Source organism: Longimicrobium terrae (assembly GCF_014202995.1).
Lineage (GTDB): Bacteria > Gemmatimonadota > Gemmatimonadetes > Longimicrobiales > Longimicrobiaceae > Longimicrobium > Longimicrobium terrae.
This window is the reverse complement of record NZ_JACHIA010000003.1, coordinates 583,119-599,060: the sequence shown is the minus strand read 5'-3', so window position 1 is coordinate 599,060 and position 15,942 is coordinate 583,119. Positions and strand designations below refer to the sequence as shown.

The 15,942-nt window shown below is 69.9% G+C and carries 12 protein-coding genes; 11 read left to right on the top strand and 1 reads right to left on the bottom strand.

Annotated features, from left to right (window positions below):
- Window positions 1-160: 160 nt before the first annotated feature.
- From HNQ61_RS08735 to HNQ61_RS08715, 5 genes are all read left to right on the top strand, one after another.
- Window positions 161-1,129, top strand: a complete 969-nt coding sequence (locus tag HNQ61_RS08735; protein ID WP_170039957.1) for an ABC transporter substrate-binding protein — start codon at window positions 161-163, stop codon at window positions 1,127-1,129.
- A 152-nt stretch (window positions 1,130-1,281) separates the two neighbouring features.
- Window positions 1,282-2,844 (top strand): sugar ABC transporter ATP-binding protein, encoded by a 1,563-nt coding sequence (locus HNQ61_RS08730; protein ID WP_170039956.1) that lies wholly within the window; start codon window positions 1,282-1,284, stop codon window positions 2,842-2,844.
- Window position 2,845: 1 nt separating this feature from the next.
- Window positions 2,846-3,823, top strand: coding sequence for an ABC transporter permease (locus HNQ61_RS08725; RefSeq protein WP_170039955.1), 978 nt, complete (start codon window positions 2,846-2,848; stop codon window positions 3,821-3,823).
- The gene (locus HNQ61_RS08720) at window positions 3,823-4,881 is read left to right on the top strand and encodes an ABC transporter permease subunit (RefSeq protein WP_205762208.1); all 1,059 of its coding nucleotides are present in this window, start codon (window positions 3,823-3,825) and stop codon (window positions 4,879-4,881) included. The genes HNQ61_RS08725 and HNQ61_RS08720 overlap by 1 nt, the downstream gene beginning before the upstream one ends.
- The gene (locus HNQ61_RS08715) at window positions 4,871-6,001 is read left to right on the top strand and encodes a glycoside hydrolase family 43 protein (protein ID WP_205762206.1); all 1,131 of its coding nucleotides are present in this window, start codon (window positions 4,871-4,873) and stop codon (window positions 5,999-6,001) included. The genes HNQ61_RS08720 and HNQ61_RS08715 overlap by 11 nt, the downstream gene beginning before the upstream one ends.
- A gap of 807 nt (window positions 6,002-6,808) precedes the next feature.
- Here HNQ61_RS08715 and HNQ61_RS08710 read toward each other — a convergent pair.
- Window positions 6,809-7,861: a family 43 glycosylhydrolase gene (locus HNQ61_RS08710; protein ID WP_170039953.1), complete on the bottom strand. Its 1,053-nt coding sequence runs from the start codon at window positions 7,859-7,861 to the stop codon at window positions 6,809-6,811.
- A 2-nt stretch (window positions 7,862-7,863) separates the two neighbouring features.
- Between HNQ61_RS08710 and HNQ61_RS08705 the strand changes: the two genes are divergently transcribed.
- The 6 genes from HNQ61_RS08705 (at window position 7,864) to uppS (ending at window position 15,941) form a co-directional block, all read left to right on the top strand.
- The gene (locus HNQ61_RS08705) at window positions 7,864-9,006 is read left to right on the top strand and encodes a glycoside hydrolase family 43 protein (RefSeq protein ID WP_170039951.1); all 1,143 of its coding nucleotides are present in this window, start codon (window positions 7,864-7,866) and stop codon (window positions 9,004-9,006) included.
- A gap of 8 nt (window positions 9,007-9,014) precedes the next feature.
- A complete protein-coding gene (locus HNQ61_RS08700) occupies window positions 9,015-10,445 on the top strand; it encodes a family 43 glycosylhydrolase (protein WP_221239671.1) in 1,431 nt (476 codons plus the stop codon).
- 644 nt (window positions 10,446-11,089) lie between these two features.
- Complete coding sequence (locus HNQ61_RS08690; protein ID WP_170039948.1) at window positions 11,090-12,148, top strand: UDP-glucose--hexose-1-phosphate uridylyltransferase; 1,059 nt, start codon at window positions 11,090-11,092, stop codon at window positions 12,146-12,148.
- The gene (gene galE / locus HNQ61_RS08685; RefSeq protein WP_170039946.1) at window positions 12,145-13,143 is read left to right on the top strand and encodes a UDP-glucose 4-epimerase GalE; all 999 of its coding nucleotides are present in this window, start codon (window positions 12,145-12,147) and stop codon (window positions 13,141-13,143) included. Before HNQ61_RS08690 ends, galE begins: the two co-directional genes overlap by 4 nt.
- A gap of 18 nt (window positions 13,144-13,161) precedes the next feature.
- A complete protein-coding gene (gene galK, locus HNQ61_RS08680; RefSeq protein WP_170039944.1) occupies window positions 13,162-14,328 on the top strand; it encodes a galactokinase in 1,167 nt (388 codons plus the stop codon).
- An 866-nt stretch (window positions 14,329-15,194) separates the two neighbouring features.
- Window positions 15,195-15,941: a polyprenyl diphosphate synthase gene (gene uppS, locus HNQ61_RS08675; protein WP_170039942.1), complete on the top strand. Its 747-nt coding sequence runs from the start codon at window positions 15,195-15,197 to the stop codon at window positions 15,939-15,941.
- Window position 15,942: the final 1 nt, after the last annotated feature.

Here is a 15,942-nt window from a genome sequence, read left to right as displayed (position 1 = left end):
TGCTGGTATTGGCGTGTAACGTGACGGCCACGGGCAAGGTGCTTGACATCGTGCACCCGGTAAACGTACTGTCTCTGAACAAATCTGAACTCACGTCGGACTGGTTCAGGTCTCGCCCGTCCGCACGCCATTTCAAGCCCCCATCCGTCCAGGCCAGCCCATGTCCCCGTTCCGGCTCCGTACCTTCCTGCGCGCGGGCGTGCTGCCCGTGCTCGCCCTTTCCGCGCTGGCCGGCTGCCGCAAGGAGGCCGCGTCCGACGGCAAGTGGACCGTCGGCTTTTCGCAGATGGGGCACGACAACCCCTGGCGCATGGCGCAGACGGCCAGCCTGCGCGACGAGGCGCAGAAGCGCGGTTACGACATCGTGGTCACCGACGCGCAGGACCAGACGGCCAAGCAGGTGGCCGACGTGGAAGACCTGATCGCGCGCCGGGTGAACGTCATCCTCCTCGCCCCGCGCGAGTACGAGGGTCTGGCGCCGGCGCTGCAGGCCGCCAAGGAAGCCAACATCCCGGTGATCCTGGTGGACCGCGAGGCGGAGGGTAAGGCGGGCGACGACTTCGTCACCTTCCTGGGTTCCAACTTCGTGGAGCAGGGGCGCCGCGCGGCCGAGTGGCTGGTGAAGGAGACGGGCGGAACGGCGGGGATCGTGGAGCTTACCGGCACGCCCGGCTCGTCGGTGGCGTCGGACCGCGCCAAGGGCTTCCGCGAGGTGATCGCGCAGCACCCGGGAATGAAGATCCTGGCGTCGCAGACCGGCGAGTTCAGCCGCGCGACGGGGCAGCGGGTGATGCAGAACATCGCGCAGTCGCTGGGGCCGCAGATCACCGCCGTGTACGCGCACAACGACGAGATGGCGCTGGGCGCCATTCAGGCCGTGCGCGCCGCCGGCCGCACGCCGGGAACGGACGTCCGGATCGTGTCCATCGACGGGCAGCGCGCGGCGCTGGAAGCCATTCAGCGCGGCGAGCTTGGGGCGACGGTGGAAAGCAACCCCCGCTTCGGCCCCATCGCGTTCGAAACGATCGAGCAGGTGCGCAAGGGCCAGCAGGTGCCGCCCAAGAAGCTGATCACAGATCGCTTCTTTGACCGCACCAACGCGGCGCAGTTCGTGGCCGAGGCGTACTGACGGATGGGAAGTGCGTGAGTGCGGGGTGCGGGGTGCGTGAGTGCGGAGCCTGAAGCTTCCGTCCCGCGCCCGCGCATCCGGCACTCACGCACTTTGCTGTCGCACTCACGCACTCACGCACTCACGCACACAGCACTCACGCACTCTCCTTCATGACCAGCCTCCCACCCGATTCCCGGCCCGAAGTCCTCCGCATGGAGGGCATCGTCAAGCGCTTCGCCGGCGCCACCGCGCTGGACGGGGTGAACTTCACCCTGCGCCGCGGCGAGGTGCACGCGCTGGTGGGCGAAAACGGCGCGGGCAAGAGCACGCTCATCAAGATCATGACCGGCGCCTACCGCCGCGACGGCGGCGAGGTGTGGGTGGAGGGGCAGCCCGTCTCCTTCGGTTCCCCCGCCGACGCGCAGGCCGCCGGCGTGATTGCGGTGCACCAGGAAATCCACCTTCTCAGCTTCCGTACGGTGGCGGAGAACGTGTACCTGGGCCGCGAGCCGCGCCGCTGGGGGCTGGTGGACTGGCGCCGCATGCGGACGGACACGGCGGAACTGCTGCAGCGGCTGGGGCTGGCCATCGACCCGGACGTCGTGCTCGGATCGCTCAGCACGGCGCAGCAGCAGATGGTGGCCATCGCGCGCGGCGTGTCGCTGGGGGCCAAGGTTCTGGTCCTGGACGAGCCGACCAGTTCGCTGGCGGAGCGCGAGGTGGCCATCCTGTACGACATGATCCGCCACCTGCAGTCGCAGGGCACCAGCATCGTCTACATCAGCCACCGCTTCGACGAACTGTACGCCGTGTGCGACCGCACCACGGTGCTGCGCGACGGGCGGCTGGTGGCCACGCACCGCATGGCGGAGCTGGAGCGGCTGGACCTGGTGTGCCTGATGCTGGGCAAGGCGCGGGATGAACTGCGGCAGGGGACCACGGCGTTCGCCGGGGCCGCGCCGGAGGCGGAAAGCGCGGAGCCGCTGCTGCGCACGGACGGGCTGCGGCGCGGGCAGAAGCTGCGCGGCGTGTCGCTGGACGTGCGCCGGGGGGAGATTCTCGGCGTCGCGGGGCTGCTGGGGTCGGGACGGACGGAAACGGCGCGCGCCATCTTCGGCGCCGACCCGGCGGAGGACGGCGGCATTCAGATGGATGGCAAGCGGATCACCCCCCGCACGCCGGACGATGCCATCCGCGCGGGAATCGCCTTCGTCTCCGAAGACCGCAAGGGCGAGGGGATCATCCCCGAACTGTCCGTGCGCGAGAACCTGACGCTGGCCGCGCTGCCGACGCTGACGCGCGCGGGGATCGTGGACCGGGCGAAGCAGCGCGAGATCGTCGACCGCTACATGAAGCGGCTGGGCATCAAGGCCACCAGCGCGGACCAGAAGATCCGGGAGCTCAGCGGCGGCAACCAGCAGAAGGTGCTGCTGGCGCGCTGGCTGTGCATGAGCCCCGCGCTGCTGATTCTGGATGAACCGACGCGCGGCATCGACATCGGCGCCAAGGGCGAGATCCAGGCGCTGATCAACGAGCTGGCCGGCACCGGGCTGGGCGTGCTGATGATCTCGTCGGAGCTGGAGGAGCTGGTGGAGGGGAGTTCGCGGGTGGTCGTGCTGCGCGATGGCCAGAACGTGGCCGAACTGCGCGGCTCCGACATTTCGCAGCAGTCGATCATCCACGCGATGGCCGAGGGGAGCGCGGTGTCCGCGTCCCCGGCCCTGGAGAGCTGAGATGGAGGCAACGGTGGCCGTGCGGCGGGCGCCCGCGGCGGGATCCATGAGGCGGTGGTGGAGCGCGATGGGCGCCACGGGGGGCGCGGTGATCGCGCTCGTCATTCTGGTGCTGGCCAACGCCATCTTCACCCCCAACTTCGCCACGACGGGCAACTTCTGGAACGTGCTGTTCCAGCTGTCCGTCACCCTGCTGGTGGCGGTGGGAATGACGCTGGTGATCGCCACCGGCGGCATCGACCTGTCCGTCGGTTCGGTGATGGCGATCAGCGCGGCGGTCGCGGCGGTGACGGTGGATCAGGGGCTGGTCATCGCCATTCCGCTGGCGCTGCTGGCGGGCGCGGCGGTCGGCCTGCTGAACGGCGCCTTCGTGTCCACTTTCAAGGTGCAGGCGATCGTCGTCACCCTGGCGACGCTGCTGGCGGGGCGCGGGCTGGCGCAGGTCATCAACCGCGACGGCGCGCTCATCACCATCAACGATCCCGGCTTTCTGGTGCTGGGCCGCGGGCACATCGGCCCGGTGCCGGTGCAGGTGCTGATCGCGGCGGCCGTGGTGGCCCTGGGCATCTTCGTCCTTCGATCGACGCCGTTCGGGCGCTACGTGCTGGCGGCGGGCGGCAACCCCGCGGCGGCGCGGCTGGCCGGCGTCCCCGTCAACCGGACGGTGATCACCGTCTACGTGATGAGCGGGATGCTCGCCGCGCTTGCCGGCCTCGTCGAAGCCTCGCGCCTGGGCGCCAGCGCGGCGGCGCGCATCGGGCAGGGCGCGGAGCTGGACGCCATCGCCGCCGTCGTCGTCGGTGGAACGCTGCTGAGCGGCGGCCGCGCGACGATGATGGGGACCGTGGTGGGCGCGCTGATCATGCAGGTGATCGCCACCAGCTTCAACATGCTGCTCATTCCGTACGCCTGGGCGCTGGCGTTCAAGGCGCTCATCATCCTCTTTGCCGTGTACCTCCAACTCCCGAGGCGGGTCTAGTGGAACACCAGGGGCAGACCGGCGGCACGGCGCTCGGCGTCGCGCCCGGGCCGGCGGACAGCCACGTGGGCGCCGGAGCGGGAGTGGCCGCGCCGGTGCCGGCGCTGCGCGCGCGGGCCGCGTCGCTGCTGCAGCGGCAGGGGACGATGATCGCGCTGATCGCCGTGTGCGTCTTCGGCGTCATTCGCTACGAGGCGTTCGCCACGCCCGAGAACCTGCTGAACGTGCTGCGGCAGAACAGCATGCTCGGCTTCGTGGCGCTGGGGATGACGATGGTGGTGCTCACCGGCGGCATCGACCTGTCCGTCGGCTCGGTGCTGGCGCTGGGAGGGATTACCGCCGCCGCGCTGTCGCCGTACGGCACCTTTGCCGCCATCGCCGGCGGGCTCGCCGCGGGCGCGGTTCTGGGCGTGGTGAACGGCGTGCTGATCACCCGCGCGCGCATTCAGCCGTTCATCGTCACGCTTGCGATGATGATCGCGGTGCGCGGCGTGGCGCTGGGGACCACGAACGAGAACTCGGTGCGGGTGGACCGCGCGGCGGAGGGCTTTCTGTGGCTGGGCCGCGGGCGCCTGCTGGGCGTTCCCGTTCCCGTGCTGCTGGCCGCGCTCGCCTTCCTGATCGGGTGGACGGTGCTGCGCTACACGCGCTACGGCCGCTACGTGTACGCCTCCGGCGACCATCAGGACGCCGCGCGGCTGCTGGGATTGAAAGTGGACGGCGTGCTGATCACCACCTATGCCGTCAGCGGCGTGCTCGCCGCGCTGGCCGGCGTCGTCCTCGCGGGACGGCTCGGCGCGGGGCAGCCGGTGGCGGGAGCGGGATGGGAACTGGACGCCATCGCCGCCGTGGTCGTGGGCGGAACGCTGCTGAGCGGCGGGCAGGGCGGGGTGGGCGCCACCCTGGTGGGCGTGCTGCTGCTGGGCGTGATCTTCAACCTGTTCAACCTGGAAGGCACCATCACGCCGTGGTGGCAGGGCGTGCTGCGCGGCGTCTTCCTGCTCGGCGTCGTGGTGATCCAGAGCCGCCTGCAGCGCCGGACGCCTCATGGGCACTGACGCGCGGCACGTGGTGGAATCCGGGATGAACGGCACGCGATCGGGGATGATGCGCATCGGCGCGCTGCTGCTGGCGTGCGCGCTCCCGGCCTGCGCGCCCGCATCCAACGCTCCGGCGGCGTCCGCGTCGAGCGGTGCGCGGACGTACACCAATCCCGTGCTGGACGTGGATTTTCCCGATCCCACGGTGATCCGCGCGGCGGACGGGATGTACTACGCCTACGCCACGCAGACGGAGCGGGACGGCACGACGCTCAACATCCAGATGGCGCGCTCGCGCGATCTTGCGACGTGGGAGCACATCGGGGACGCGCTGCCGGCCAAGCCGCGCTGGGCGCGCACCACGCAGGACTTCTGGGCGCCGCACGTGGCCCATCACGACGGCACGTACTACCTGTACTACTCCGCCAAACCGGACGCCGCGGTCAGCGACACCACGCGCGGCCTGTGCCTGGCCGTGGCGACGTCGCGCCGTCCGGAAGGACCGTTTGCCGACAAGGGCGAGCCGCTGCAGTGCGGATCGGGGTTCGTGAACATCGACCCGATGTCGTTCGATGATCCCGCCACGGGAAAGCGGCTGCTGTACTGGGGATCGGGCTTCGGGCCCATCAAGGTGCAGGAACTGGCGGCGGACCGCGTGTCGTTCGCGGCGGGGAGCCGGCCGGTGGATCTGGTGCCCGCGCTGCCGGAGTCGGATTCCACGCAGTACCAGCGGCTGGTGGAGGGCGCCTGGGTGACGTACCACGCGCCGTACTACTACCTGTTCTACTCCGGCGACAACTGCTGCGGCCCGCGTGCGCACTACGCCGCGCTGGTCGCGCGTTCGCGCAGCGCGACGGGGCCGTTCCAGACGCTGGCGGAGGCCACGGGCGCGCGCACCAGCGCCATTCTGGAGGCGGGCGGGCAGTGGACGGCGCCGGGGCACAACTCGGTCATCACCGACGCCAGCGGGACGGACTGGATCTTCTACCACGCAGTGGATGTGCGGCGTCCGCGCTCCAAGCCGTCGGACGACGTGAACACGCGCCGGGTGATGCTGATGGACCGGCTGATCTACGTGGACGGATGGCCGCGCGTGGACCGCGGCCCGTCCGCCGAGCCGAGGCCGGGGCCGCGGTAAGAGAAGAAAACAGCAGTGCCCAGTGCCCGGTTCCAAGTGCCCAAGCGGTACGCGCACCTGGGCGCGAGCCGAGTGATGACGGTGCCGCCGCTGCACGTGTCAGCCGCGCTGAGATCGCCCTTGTCATCCTGAGCGGAGCGCCGCCGCCGGACCGTCCGGCACGCCAGACTTTGACGCGCAGTCAAGGATCTTGCCACGGCACTCTCGGAGTGCCCGGTAGGTGGGGCGTGGATCAGGCTCGGAATGCGGTGCTCGGGGCAGAGGATGTGGCAAGATCCTTCGACTCGCTGCAGGCATCGGCGCGAGGGAGGGTGCGGCATGGCCGCTCGCTCAGGATGACAACGCGAGGTGCAGCGCGTCGCGCGCTGTCGGCGCGACGGAGACGACGGCGCCTGCTCCTATAGAAGGAGCGCGCGCCTGCTCCTTCAGAATGAAAGTGTGCGGTTCGGAAGGCGACGCGCCCAAATTGTCATCCTGAGCGGAGCGCCGCGCCAGACGGTCCGGCACGCCAGACCTTGGCGCGTAGTCGAAGGATCTTGCCACGGCACTCTCGGAGTGCCCGGCAGGTGGGGCGTGGATCAGACTCGGAATGCGGTGCTCGGGGCAGAGGATGTGGCAAGATCCTTCGACTCGCTGCAGGCATCGGCTCCGCGGATGGTGCGGCGTGGCCGCTCGCTCAGGATGACAATCCTGGGCTGATGCGCGGGTGAGAAATTATAGCGCGGCCGCTGTGCGGGCGAGGAGAGAGAAGCGCCCGGCGTCCAACCATCGACGCCGGGCACTGGGGACCGGGCACTTCCGTTGTTCCTACTCCCCCGGCCTGGGGCAGTACGGAAGGCCGTCCGCATCCCAGCGCAGCTCCACGAGCGCGGCGTTGCGCGGCGCGGTGGGCGAGCCGAACCGGGCGTGCGTGACCAGCCACTCGCGCCCGTCCGCCGCCTTGAACCAGTCGCAGTGGCCCGGCGCGTAGAACCCGTGCTCCGGCAGCTGCCCCAGCACGAAGCCGCGGCCGTCGCGCGTGACGTTTTCCAGCGCGCCCGCGGCGTTCTCGACCAGCGCGCCCACGGCGTAGAAGCCGTAGTAGCAGCCGCCGCTGTACAGGTACACGCGCCGGCCCTGCGGATTGGTCAGGCCGCCGACCGGGCCCTCGACGGTGCTCCAGCGCACGGTGTCCGTCGCCCAGTCCACGCCGGGAATGTGCATCCACGGCAGGCGCCGCGTGGCATCGAACAGCTGCCACTGCTCCGTGGGGCGCGCCAGCAGGGCGGGGGACGAGAGGACGCGCGTAAGGTCGTCGTTGATGGCGACTTCCACGATGCCGGTGCCGTACGGCTCGTCCTGAATGAAGTCGATGGCGTACGCCATCCGCATCACCCCGTCCGGCCCGGCGTACACATCGGCGTCGATGGCGAAATCCGCGTCGGGCGTAAGGACGTGGCCGGTGTCGATGAACGGCCCTTCCGGCTGCTCGGCGTCCGCCCGGCGGATCTGGTGGCCGATGTGGGCCTGCTCGCCCAGCCCGGCGCCGTGCGAGTACAGCATCACGTACGGCCGCTCCAGTCCGGCCACGTAGCGCACGCACGGCGCCCAGAAGGCGTACTTCGTGGCGTCGCCGGCCAGCGTGGGGCCGATGGGGCGCCACGTTTCCAGATCGTCGGAGGCGAACGCGGGAAAGGCGCCCGCCGACGCGGTGCCGCCGCGGCCGTCGCTGGTTTCGTCGCGCGTCACGTAGACGTAGTAGCGGTGCGCCGCCGCCACGCCCTCGGGAATGGCGAGCAGATAGGGATCGCCCTGGTCGGCGGCTTCCGGGTACAGGGGCCGGTAGCTCACCGGCCCGGGAACACGCAGAGAGGATTGCATCGATGATTCGCAGTCGTGGTCAGGTGTTGCTCGCCCGTGCCGGATTCGCCCTGTTCGGTGCCGCGTCGTTCGCCGCGTGCGCCCCCGCCGCGCAGTCGCCGGAGTCGCCGGCGCCCGTGGCGGCCGCGTCCGGCGGCTCGTGCACGTTCACCAATCCGGTGGCGCGCGGCGCGGACCCGTGGGTGGAGTTCCGCGACGGGTTCTACTACATGGCGCAGGGCAAGAATCCCGGCGAGGGACAACGTAGCAGCATCTGGGTGTTCCGGTCGAGAAAGCTCACCGATCCCATGCGCGACAGCGTGCAGGTGTGGACCTCCCCCGAGACCGGGTGGAACCAGACGCACATCTGGGCGCCGGAAATCCGCTTCGTCGACGGGCGCTGGTACATCTACTACGCCGGCGGCCGCCCCGGCCCGCAGGACGCGCCGTTCATCTACCAGCGCGCCGGCGTGCTGCGCGCGGCCGGAAACGATCCGCGCGGCGCGTGGGAAGATCTGGGCGCGCTGGACACCGGCGGCGACCTCGCCACCCGCGCCGACGACGTGTGGGCCATCGACTTCACCGTCCACCGCCTGAACGGGCAGCTGTACGGCTTCTGGTCCGGGTGGGACAACAACACGCCGGTGGCGCGCACGCCGCAGTTCATCTACGTGGCGCGCATGTCCAACCCGTCGACGATCAGCGGGCCGCGCGTGCGCATCTCGTCGCCCACGGAAAGTTGGGAGCGCCGCGTGGATCCCACCGACGGGCTGGATCTGAACGAGGGGCCGCAGGTGCTGGAGCACAACGGCCACGCGTTCGTCATCTACTCCACCCGTGAGTCGTGGACGCGCGCGTACCGGCTGGGGCAGCTGCGCCTGACGGGAACCGATCCGCTGCAGCCCTCCAGCTGGACCAAGAGCGGGCCGGTGTTCGCCGAAGCCAACGAGGTGTACGGCCCCGGCCACAATGGGTTCACCAAGTCGCCAGACGGGACCGAGGACTGGATCATCTACCACGCCAAGGTGGATACCGGGCCCAACTGGAACCGCGTCATCCGCGCGCAGCGCTTCACCTGGCGCGCGGACGGATCGCCGGACTTCGGGCAGCCCGTGGCGTCCGGCGTGGCCCTGCCGGTCCCGTCCGGCGAGCCGTGCACGCAGTGACGGAACGCGTGGCGCACGAAGCTCGTTTCCCGTCACCCGCGGACGCGCCGTTCGCGTTCGATGTGACGGTCGCGGAGGATGGGCGGACGATGGCCGTCACTGGCCCGGACGCGTCCGGCGCGGTGGTGACAGAGTCCTTTGCCGTCCGGGAACGCACGCACAACGGGTATCTGGATTTCCACGCGGCCGTGTCCGCGCGGTTCCGCACGCGGATGCCGCGCAACCGGCGTCCCGCGGAAATCCCGTCCTTCACCGCGCCGTATCAACCGCTGCTGACGGAGAACCTGTCGCCGCGCGTGCTGCACGGGTACGGCGATCCCGCCGTCATCCGCGTGGCGGGAGAGGATGGGCCGTGGTACTGGCTCGTCGCCACCTCCAACGACGCGCCCGACTCCTTTCCCGTCGCGCGCTCGCGTGATCTGCGGGACTGGGAGCTGACCGGCTTCGTCTTTCCCGCCGGGCACAAGCCGGCGTGGGCGTCCGACGGCGCGGGAATGAGCGACTACTGGGCGCCGGAGATGCACGAGGTGGGCGGCGAGTACCGCGTCTACTTCGCCGCGCGCGAAAAGGACGGGCTGGACCTGGCCATCGGCGTGGCGACCGCGCCCACGCCGCACGGCCCGTTCACCACGCCGGACCAGCCGCTGCTGCGCGGCGGGGTGATCGACGCGCACGTGCTGGTGGAAGATGGCGATGCGTGGCTGTTCTGGAAGGAAGACACCAACGGCGTCTGGCCGCGTCTTCTCCACAAGCTGCTGTTCGAGCACGGCCGCCTGATCGCCGAACTGTTTCCGGCGGATGAGGACCAGCGCACCGCGTCGCTGATCGCCGCGCTGTGGCCGTGGGTGCGCACGCGCGAGCCGATGGAAAACTTCTTTGTCCATCAGCCCCTGGTAGAAGCCGTCACCGGCCGCTTCTCCGAAGTCCGCGCCCGCCTTGCCGAACTGCACGCGCGGGAGACGGAAAATGATGTGCGTGATGCCATCGACGCCGTCCTGCACGCCATGCGCACGCCGATCTGGGCGCAGCGCCTGACGGCGGACGGGCTGGGGCTGGAAGGGGAGCGGACGCTGGTGCTGGAAAACGATCAGGAGTGGGAGGCGCACCTGATCGAGGGCGTGTGGGTCGCGTCCTGTGGCGGCAAATACTACCTGTTCTACGCCGGCAACGACTTTTCCACCTCGCGCTACGGCATCGGCGCGGCGGTGGCGGACGCGCCGCTGGGGCCGTATCGCAAGCTGCCGGGACCGCTTCTGCGATCCACGGCGGAATGGTGGGGGCCGGGGCATCCGTCCGTGGCGCAGGGTCCGGATGGCGGTCCGTGGCTGTTTCTGCACGCCTTTTTTCCGGGCCGCACGGGATACAACGAATTCCGCGCCCTGCTTACGGTTCCGCTCGTCATGAACGGCGACCATGTGGGCATCCGCGCGGCGGAGTAGACGGCGGAAGCACGCGAAGATCGCCGCGGCCGAGGCACGCGGCGAAATGAGACGATCCAAGCCAAGCCCGGCGTGTCCGCAAATCCAGGAGCGAATGAATTCGCCGCTGGACCAGCACGAAGTCCGCCTGCGCGGACTGCATCGGCGGCCGAGGTGCCGTTCTCACGCCGCGGCGAATTCCTCGAAGGCTGTGGAGGCCTCCGCGCGGCGTAAAGCCTCCGGCAACGCCGAAGCGGGCCGCACGCATGGAGATTTCGGCGGCAGTCCGCGCAGGCGGACTTCGTGCCTTTCCAGCGGCGATTTCAATCGCTCCTGGATGCGGATTTCGCCGCCCGCGCAATGGTGAGCTCGCCGGCTTCTGGATGGCCGAGGCGCCAGAATCATCGCGATGCGCGGACCGCGACGAGGTGGAACGCGCGTGGTCCCGTCGGAACGAACCGAACCTGCGGCCACAGTCCGCGCAGGCGGACTTCGCGCAGTTGTTGCCGCGACTTCAGTCGCCCCAGCAGTCCATGGATCAAAAGTCAGACGCGCGATCCTGATCACATTCGACCCACTTTGGAGCGGGAAGCAGATGATCGTGCAGGCGATGACGGGAAGGGACGCGATCGTGATGATCACAGACGTACGGCGGAGTTCGGCGCATGGCTGACGCATCCACCGGGCTGGACGCGCTGGGCGACAACCCGCACCGCCGGCTGAACCTGCTCACCGGCGAGTGGGTGCTCGTATCCCCGCACCGCGCCAAGCGCCCGTGGCAGGGCCAGACCGAGGCGATCCCCGCCGACACGCGCCCCGCGCACGATCCCACCTGCTACCTGTGCCCCGGCAACGAGCGCGCGGGCGGCGAGCACAACCCGGATTACGCCGGCACCTTCGTCTTCGACAACGACTTCGCCGCGCTCCGGCCGGACACGGGCGACGCGCAGACGGAAATCGGCGGGCTGCTGCGGGCGCGCACGGAGCCGGGCATCTGCCGCGTCATCTGCTTCAGCCCGCGGCACGATCTGTCGCTGCCGCAGATGGCAGTGCCCGCCATCCGCGGCGTGGTGGATCTGTGGGCGGACGAATACGCGCGGCTGGGCGCCCTGCCGGAGATCGGCCACGTGCAGATCTTTGAGAACAAGGGGGAAATGATGGGGTGCAGCAATCCCCATCCGCACGGCCAGATCTGGGCGCAGCGCTCCGTGCCCATGGCCGCCGCGCGCGAGGGCGAACGCCAGGCCGAGCACTTTGCCGCGCATGGACGCACGCTGCTGGCGGACTACCTCGCTCTCGAGCTGGATCTCGCCGAGCGGATCGTGGTCGAGAACGACCACTTCGTCGCGCTGGTTCCGTTCTGGGCCGTGTGGCCGTTCGAGACCATCGTCATCAGCCGGCGTCCCGCGCGCGACCTGACGGCGCTTTCGTCCGAGGAGCGCGACGGGCTGGCGGACGTGCTCAAGCGGCTGACGGGGCGGTACGACGCGCTGTTCGGTGTCTCGTTTCCGTACTCCGCCGGCATCCACCAGGCGCCCACGGACGGCGAACCGCACCCGGAGTGGCACCTGCACATGCACTTTTATCCACCCCTTCTGCGCAGCGCGACGGTCAAGAAATTCATGGTCGGATACGAGATGATGGGCGAGCCCCAGCGCGACGTGACGCCGGAATCCAGCGCCGCGCGCCTGCGTGACGTGGCGGAAAGCGGAGGTGTGCGATGAAGGTTCTGGTCACCGGCGGCGCCGGATACATCGGAAGCGCCGTGGTCCACCAGTTGGTGGCGGGCGGCGACGAAGTGGTGGTCTTCGACAACCTCACGCAGGGCCACCGCGCCGCCGTCCACCCGGACGCCGTCCTCATCGAAGGCGACCTGTCGGAGCGCGGCGCCATCGACGCGGCGCTCTCGGAGCACCGGCCGGAGGGCATTCTGCACTTCGCCTCGCACACGCTGGTGGGCGAGTCGATGGAGTTCCCCTTCCGCCACCTGGGGAACAACGTGCGCTGCGGCCTGAACCTGCTGGAAAGCGCGGTGGACCACGGGGTGCGGCGCTTCATCCTGTCCTCCACCGCCAACCTGTTCGGCCAGCCGGACCGCGACCTGATCGACGAAGAAACGACGATTTCGCCGGGCAGCCCGTACGGCGAGTCCAAGTTCATCCTGGAGCGTATCCTTCACTGGATGGACGACCGCTTCGGAATGCGCTACGCCGCGCTGCGCTACTTCAACGCGTGCGGCGCGCTCAGCCCCGACCTGGGCGAAGACCACGATCCGGAAACGCACCTCATCCCCCTGGTCCTGCAGGTCGCCCTGGGCCAGCGCGAGCATGTGACGATCTTCGGGGACGACTACGACACGCCGGACGGCACCTGCATCCGCGACTACGTCCACGTGGCGGACCTGGCGGACGCGCACATCCGCGCGCTGCACGCGCTGGACGGCGGCAGCCGCACCTACAACCTGGGAAGCGGCACCGGCTTCAGCGTGCGCGAGGTCATCGAGACCTGCCGCGCCGTCACCGGCCACGCCATTCCCGCCACGGTCGGCCCCCGGCGCCCCGGTGATCCGGCCGTGCTGGTGGCCTCCAGCGAACGCATTCGCGGCGAGCTGGGCTGGTCGCCCAGGTACGACGACCTGCGCACCATCGTGGAAAGCGCCTGGGCGTGGCACCAGTCGCATCCGCGCGGCTACGGCGACCGCGCTCCCCACGCCTCCTGACCTTTGATTTCGGCTTCCATGACGAGCGACAACGGGTTGCGGTCCGCGGTGGTGCGGGCCTTCGAGGAGCGCTACGGCGGCGCGCCGGCTTTTGTGGCCCGCGCCCCCGGCCGCGTGAACCTGATCGGCGAGCACACCGACTACAACGACGGCTTCGTGCTGCCCATGGCCATCGACCGGGCCGTGTGGATCGCCCTGCGCCCGCGCGAAGACTACAAGGTCCGCATTCATTCGCTGGACTTTGACGAAGAGCGCGAGTTTGACCTCATGCACCTGGCCAGCTCCGGAATGGAGTGGATGGACTACGTGCAGGCGGTGGCGTGGGCGCTGCAGAAGCGCGACCGCAACCTCAAGGGGTGGGACGGGGTGACGGCGGGCGACGTGCCCATCGGCGCCGGCCTGTCTTCCAGCGCGGCCTTTGAGCTGGCCTCCGCGCGCGCATTTGCCGCCCTCAGCGGGCTGCACTGGGAGCCGCGGGAGATGGCTTTGATGGCGCAGCGGGCGGAAAACGAGTGGATCGGCGTGTACTGCGGGATCATGGACCAGATGATCAGCGCCGCTGGCGAGGCCGGCCACGCGCTGCTCATCGACTGCCGCTCGCTGGAAACGCGCTCCGTTCCCGTGCCGGCGGGCACCTCGGTGGTGATCCTGGATACGGCCACGCGGCGCGGCCTGGTGGACAGCGCCTACAACGACCGCCGCCGCCACTGCGAGGAGGCCGCCGCCGCGCTGGGCGTGCCCGCGCTGCGCGACGTGACGCGGGCGAAGTTCGAGGCGCGGGCGGAGTCGCTGCCGCCGCTGATCCGCAAGCGCGCCCGCCACGTGGTGACGGAGATCGAGCGCACGCTGGAGGCCGCCGAGGCGCTGGAGCGCAACGACGCCGCGCGCGTGGGCGACCTGATGAACGCCAGCCACGCCAGCCTGCGCGACGACTTCGAGGTGTCGCGTCGCGAGCTGGACGTGATCGTGGAACTGGCGCAGGCGCAGGGTGCCTGCTACGGCGCGCGGATGACGGGCGCGGGCTTTGGCGGATGCGCGGTGGCGCTGGTGCAGACCGAGGGCGCGGAGGCGTTCGCGGCCTCCGTTGCGGCGGACTACCAGCGCGCCACGGACCTGGAGGCGCGCGTGTACGTCTGCTCCGCGTCCGAGGGTGCGTCGCTGGAGCAGATGGAGTACGCGGCGTAGGAGGTTCGCGGGGCGAACGACGGGTCGGTGTGGAGGACGGGTTCGGCGAGTGCGGCGGGCCGGGAGGCCCCTCCCCCGGCCCCCATAGGCGCGAACTTAAGCCATATCGAGCCCTCTTAGCCCCGTATTTTTACATTCACGGTGGCGCAAAGCTGGCGAAATCTGGTCGAATTAGCCGTCGCGAATAAACTTTGCAAAATAAAGTTGACGCCTATGCCCCCGGCCCCTCCCCGTGCAAACTGCGCACGGAGAGGGGAGACCCCGGCGCGTGGGCGAAGGATGGTGCGCGTCCGGGAGTGACGCCCTCACCCCGCGTGCTGCGCACGACGACCCTCTCCCACGAACGGATGTGGGAGAGGGAGCACACCCCAGATTGGCGCGGGGGAAGCCACGGCGCGGGCGGCGGGATCCCGTCCGGCGGTTGAAACCGCGCCTCGAAACACACGAAGTCCGCCTGCGCGGACTGTGCAATCGTCGTCCGCGCGATCCCCAAGGCAGTTGAAGCCCCGAACGGCGCGCGAATAGCGCCGTGTCGGGGCTTTGCGTCGTTTGAGCGGCGGATTTATCCGCTCAGGACACCTCGGCGCGCCGCGGATTCCGGGATCCGCGCGAGGTTTTCCGCCGCGCCCCAACCCTCCCCCAGTCTTTTTTGGGGGAGGGTGGGCCGGTGGTGCCGGCCCGGGTGGGGGCCGCCCCGGAGCCCGTCTCCCCCGGTGCACATTCGCCCCCGCGCACCCGCCTGCAACGCACTCACGCACCCCGCACTCACGCACTTCTTCACCCCGCACTCACGCACTTTCCCCCGTCCCTCTGCCGGGCCGACCACTTGCTTTGACAAACCCCGCGCTCGGGTCCATCTTTGGGCCATGTCGCACGATCCGCTGCTTCACGAAGTCCGCCTGAACGGAGCCGTTCCGCGCCACGTGGCCGTCATCATGGACGGCAACGGGCGCTGGGCGCGCGAACGTGGAAAACCCCGCGAGTTCGGTCATCGCGCGGGGATGCGCGCCGTACGCGCCTCCGTGGAGGCCGCCATCGAGGCCGGCGTGGAGGTGCTGACGCTGTACGCCTTCTCCGCGGAAAACTGGGGCCGGCCGCCCACGGAAGTTTCCGCGCTCATGGGGCTGCTGGAGCTGTACGTGCGCCGCGAGCGCCGCGACCTCAAGGAAAAAGGGGTCGAGGTGCGCTGCATCGGCGAGATGGACCGCCTGGGGCCGCGCACGCGGGGCGCCCTGCAGTCCATCATCGACCACACGCGCGGCGGGCCCAAGATGCGCCTGAACCTGGCCATCAGCTACGGCGCGCGGCAGGAGATCGTCCTGGCCGCACGCCGGCTGGCGGAGCGCGTGGCCGCCGGAACGCTGCTCCCGGGCGAGATCGACGAAGCGCTGTTCGCGCAGCAGACGTACACCCCCGACGATCCCGATCCGGACCTGCTCATCCGCACGTCCGGCGAAATGCGGATCAGCAACTTCATGCTCTGGCAGCTGGCCTACACCGAGCTGTACGTGACTCCCGTCCTGTGGCCGGACTTCGGGCGCGAACAGTTCTACCAGGCGCTGCTGGAATACCAGAGACGCGAGCGGCGGTTCGGCCGCGTGCTCGCTACCTGAA

Bases quoted from the DNA above. Each gene is read 5' to 3' on its own strand.
- HNQ61_RS08735 (WP_170039957.1), top strand. From the start codon at position 161: ATGTCCCCGTTCCGGCTCCGTACCTTCCTGCGCGCGGGCGTGCTGCCC.
- HNQ61_RS08730 (WP_170039956.1), top strand. From the start codon at position 1,282: ATGACCAGCCTCCCACCCGATTCCCGGCCCGAAGTCCTCCGCATGGAG.
- HNQ61_RS08725 (WP_170039955.1), top strand. From the start codon at position 2,846: ATGGAGGCAACGGTGGCCGTGCGGCGGGCGCCCGCGGCGGGATCCATG.
- HNQ61_RS08715 (WP_205762206.1), top strand. From the start codon at position 4,871: ATGGGCACTGACGCGCGGCACGTGGTGGAATCCGGGATGAACGGCACG.
- HNQ61_RS08710 (WP_170039953.1), bottom strand. From the start codon at position 7,861: ATGCAATCCTCTCTGCGTGTTCCCGGGCCGGTGAGCTACCGGCCCCTG.
- HNQ61_RS08705 (WP_170039951.1), top strand. From the start codon at position 7,864: ATGATTCGCAGTCGTGGTCAGGTGTTGCTCGCCCGTGCCGGATTCGCC.
- HNQ61_RS08690 (WP_170039948.1), top strand. From the start codon at position 11,090: ATGGCTGACGCATCCACCGGGCTGGACGCGCTGGGCGACAACCCGCAC.
- galE (WP_170039946.1), top strand. From the start codon at position 12,145: ATGAAGGTTCTGGTCACCGGCGGCGCCGGATACATCGGAAGCGCCGTG.
- galK (WP_170039944.1), top strand. From the start codon at position 13,162: ATGACGAGCGACAACGGGTTGCGGTCCGCGGTGGTGCGGGCCTTCGAG.
- uppS (WP_170039942.1), top strand. From the start codon at position 15,195: ATGTCGCACGATCCGCTGCTTCACGAAGTCCGCCTGAACGGAGCCGTT.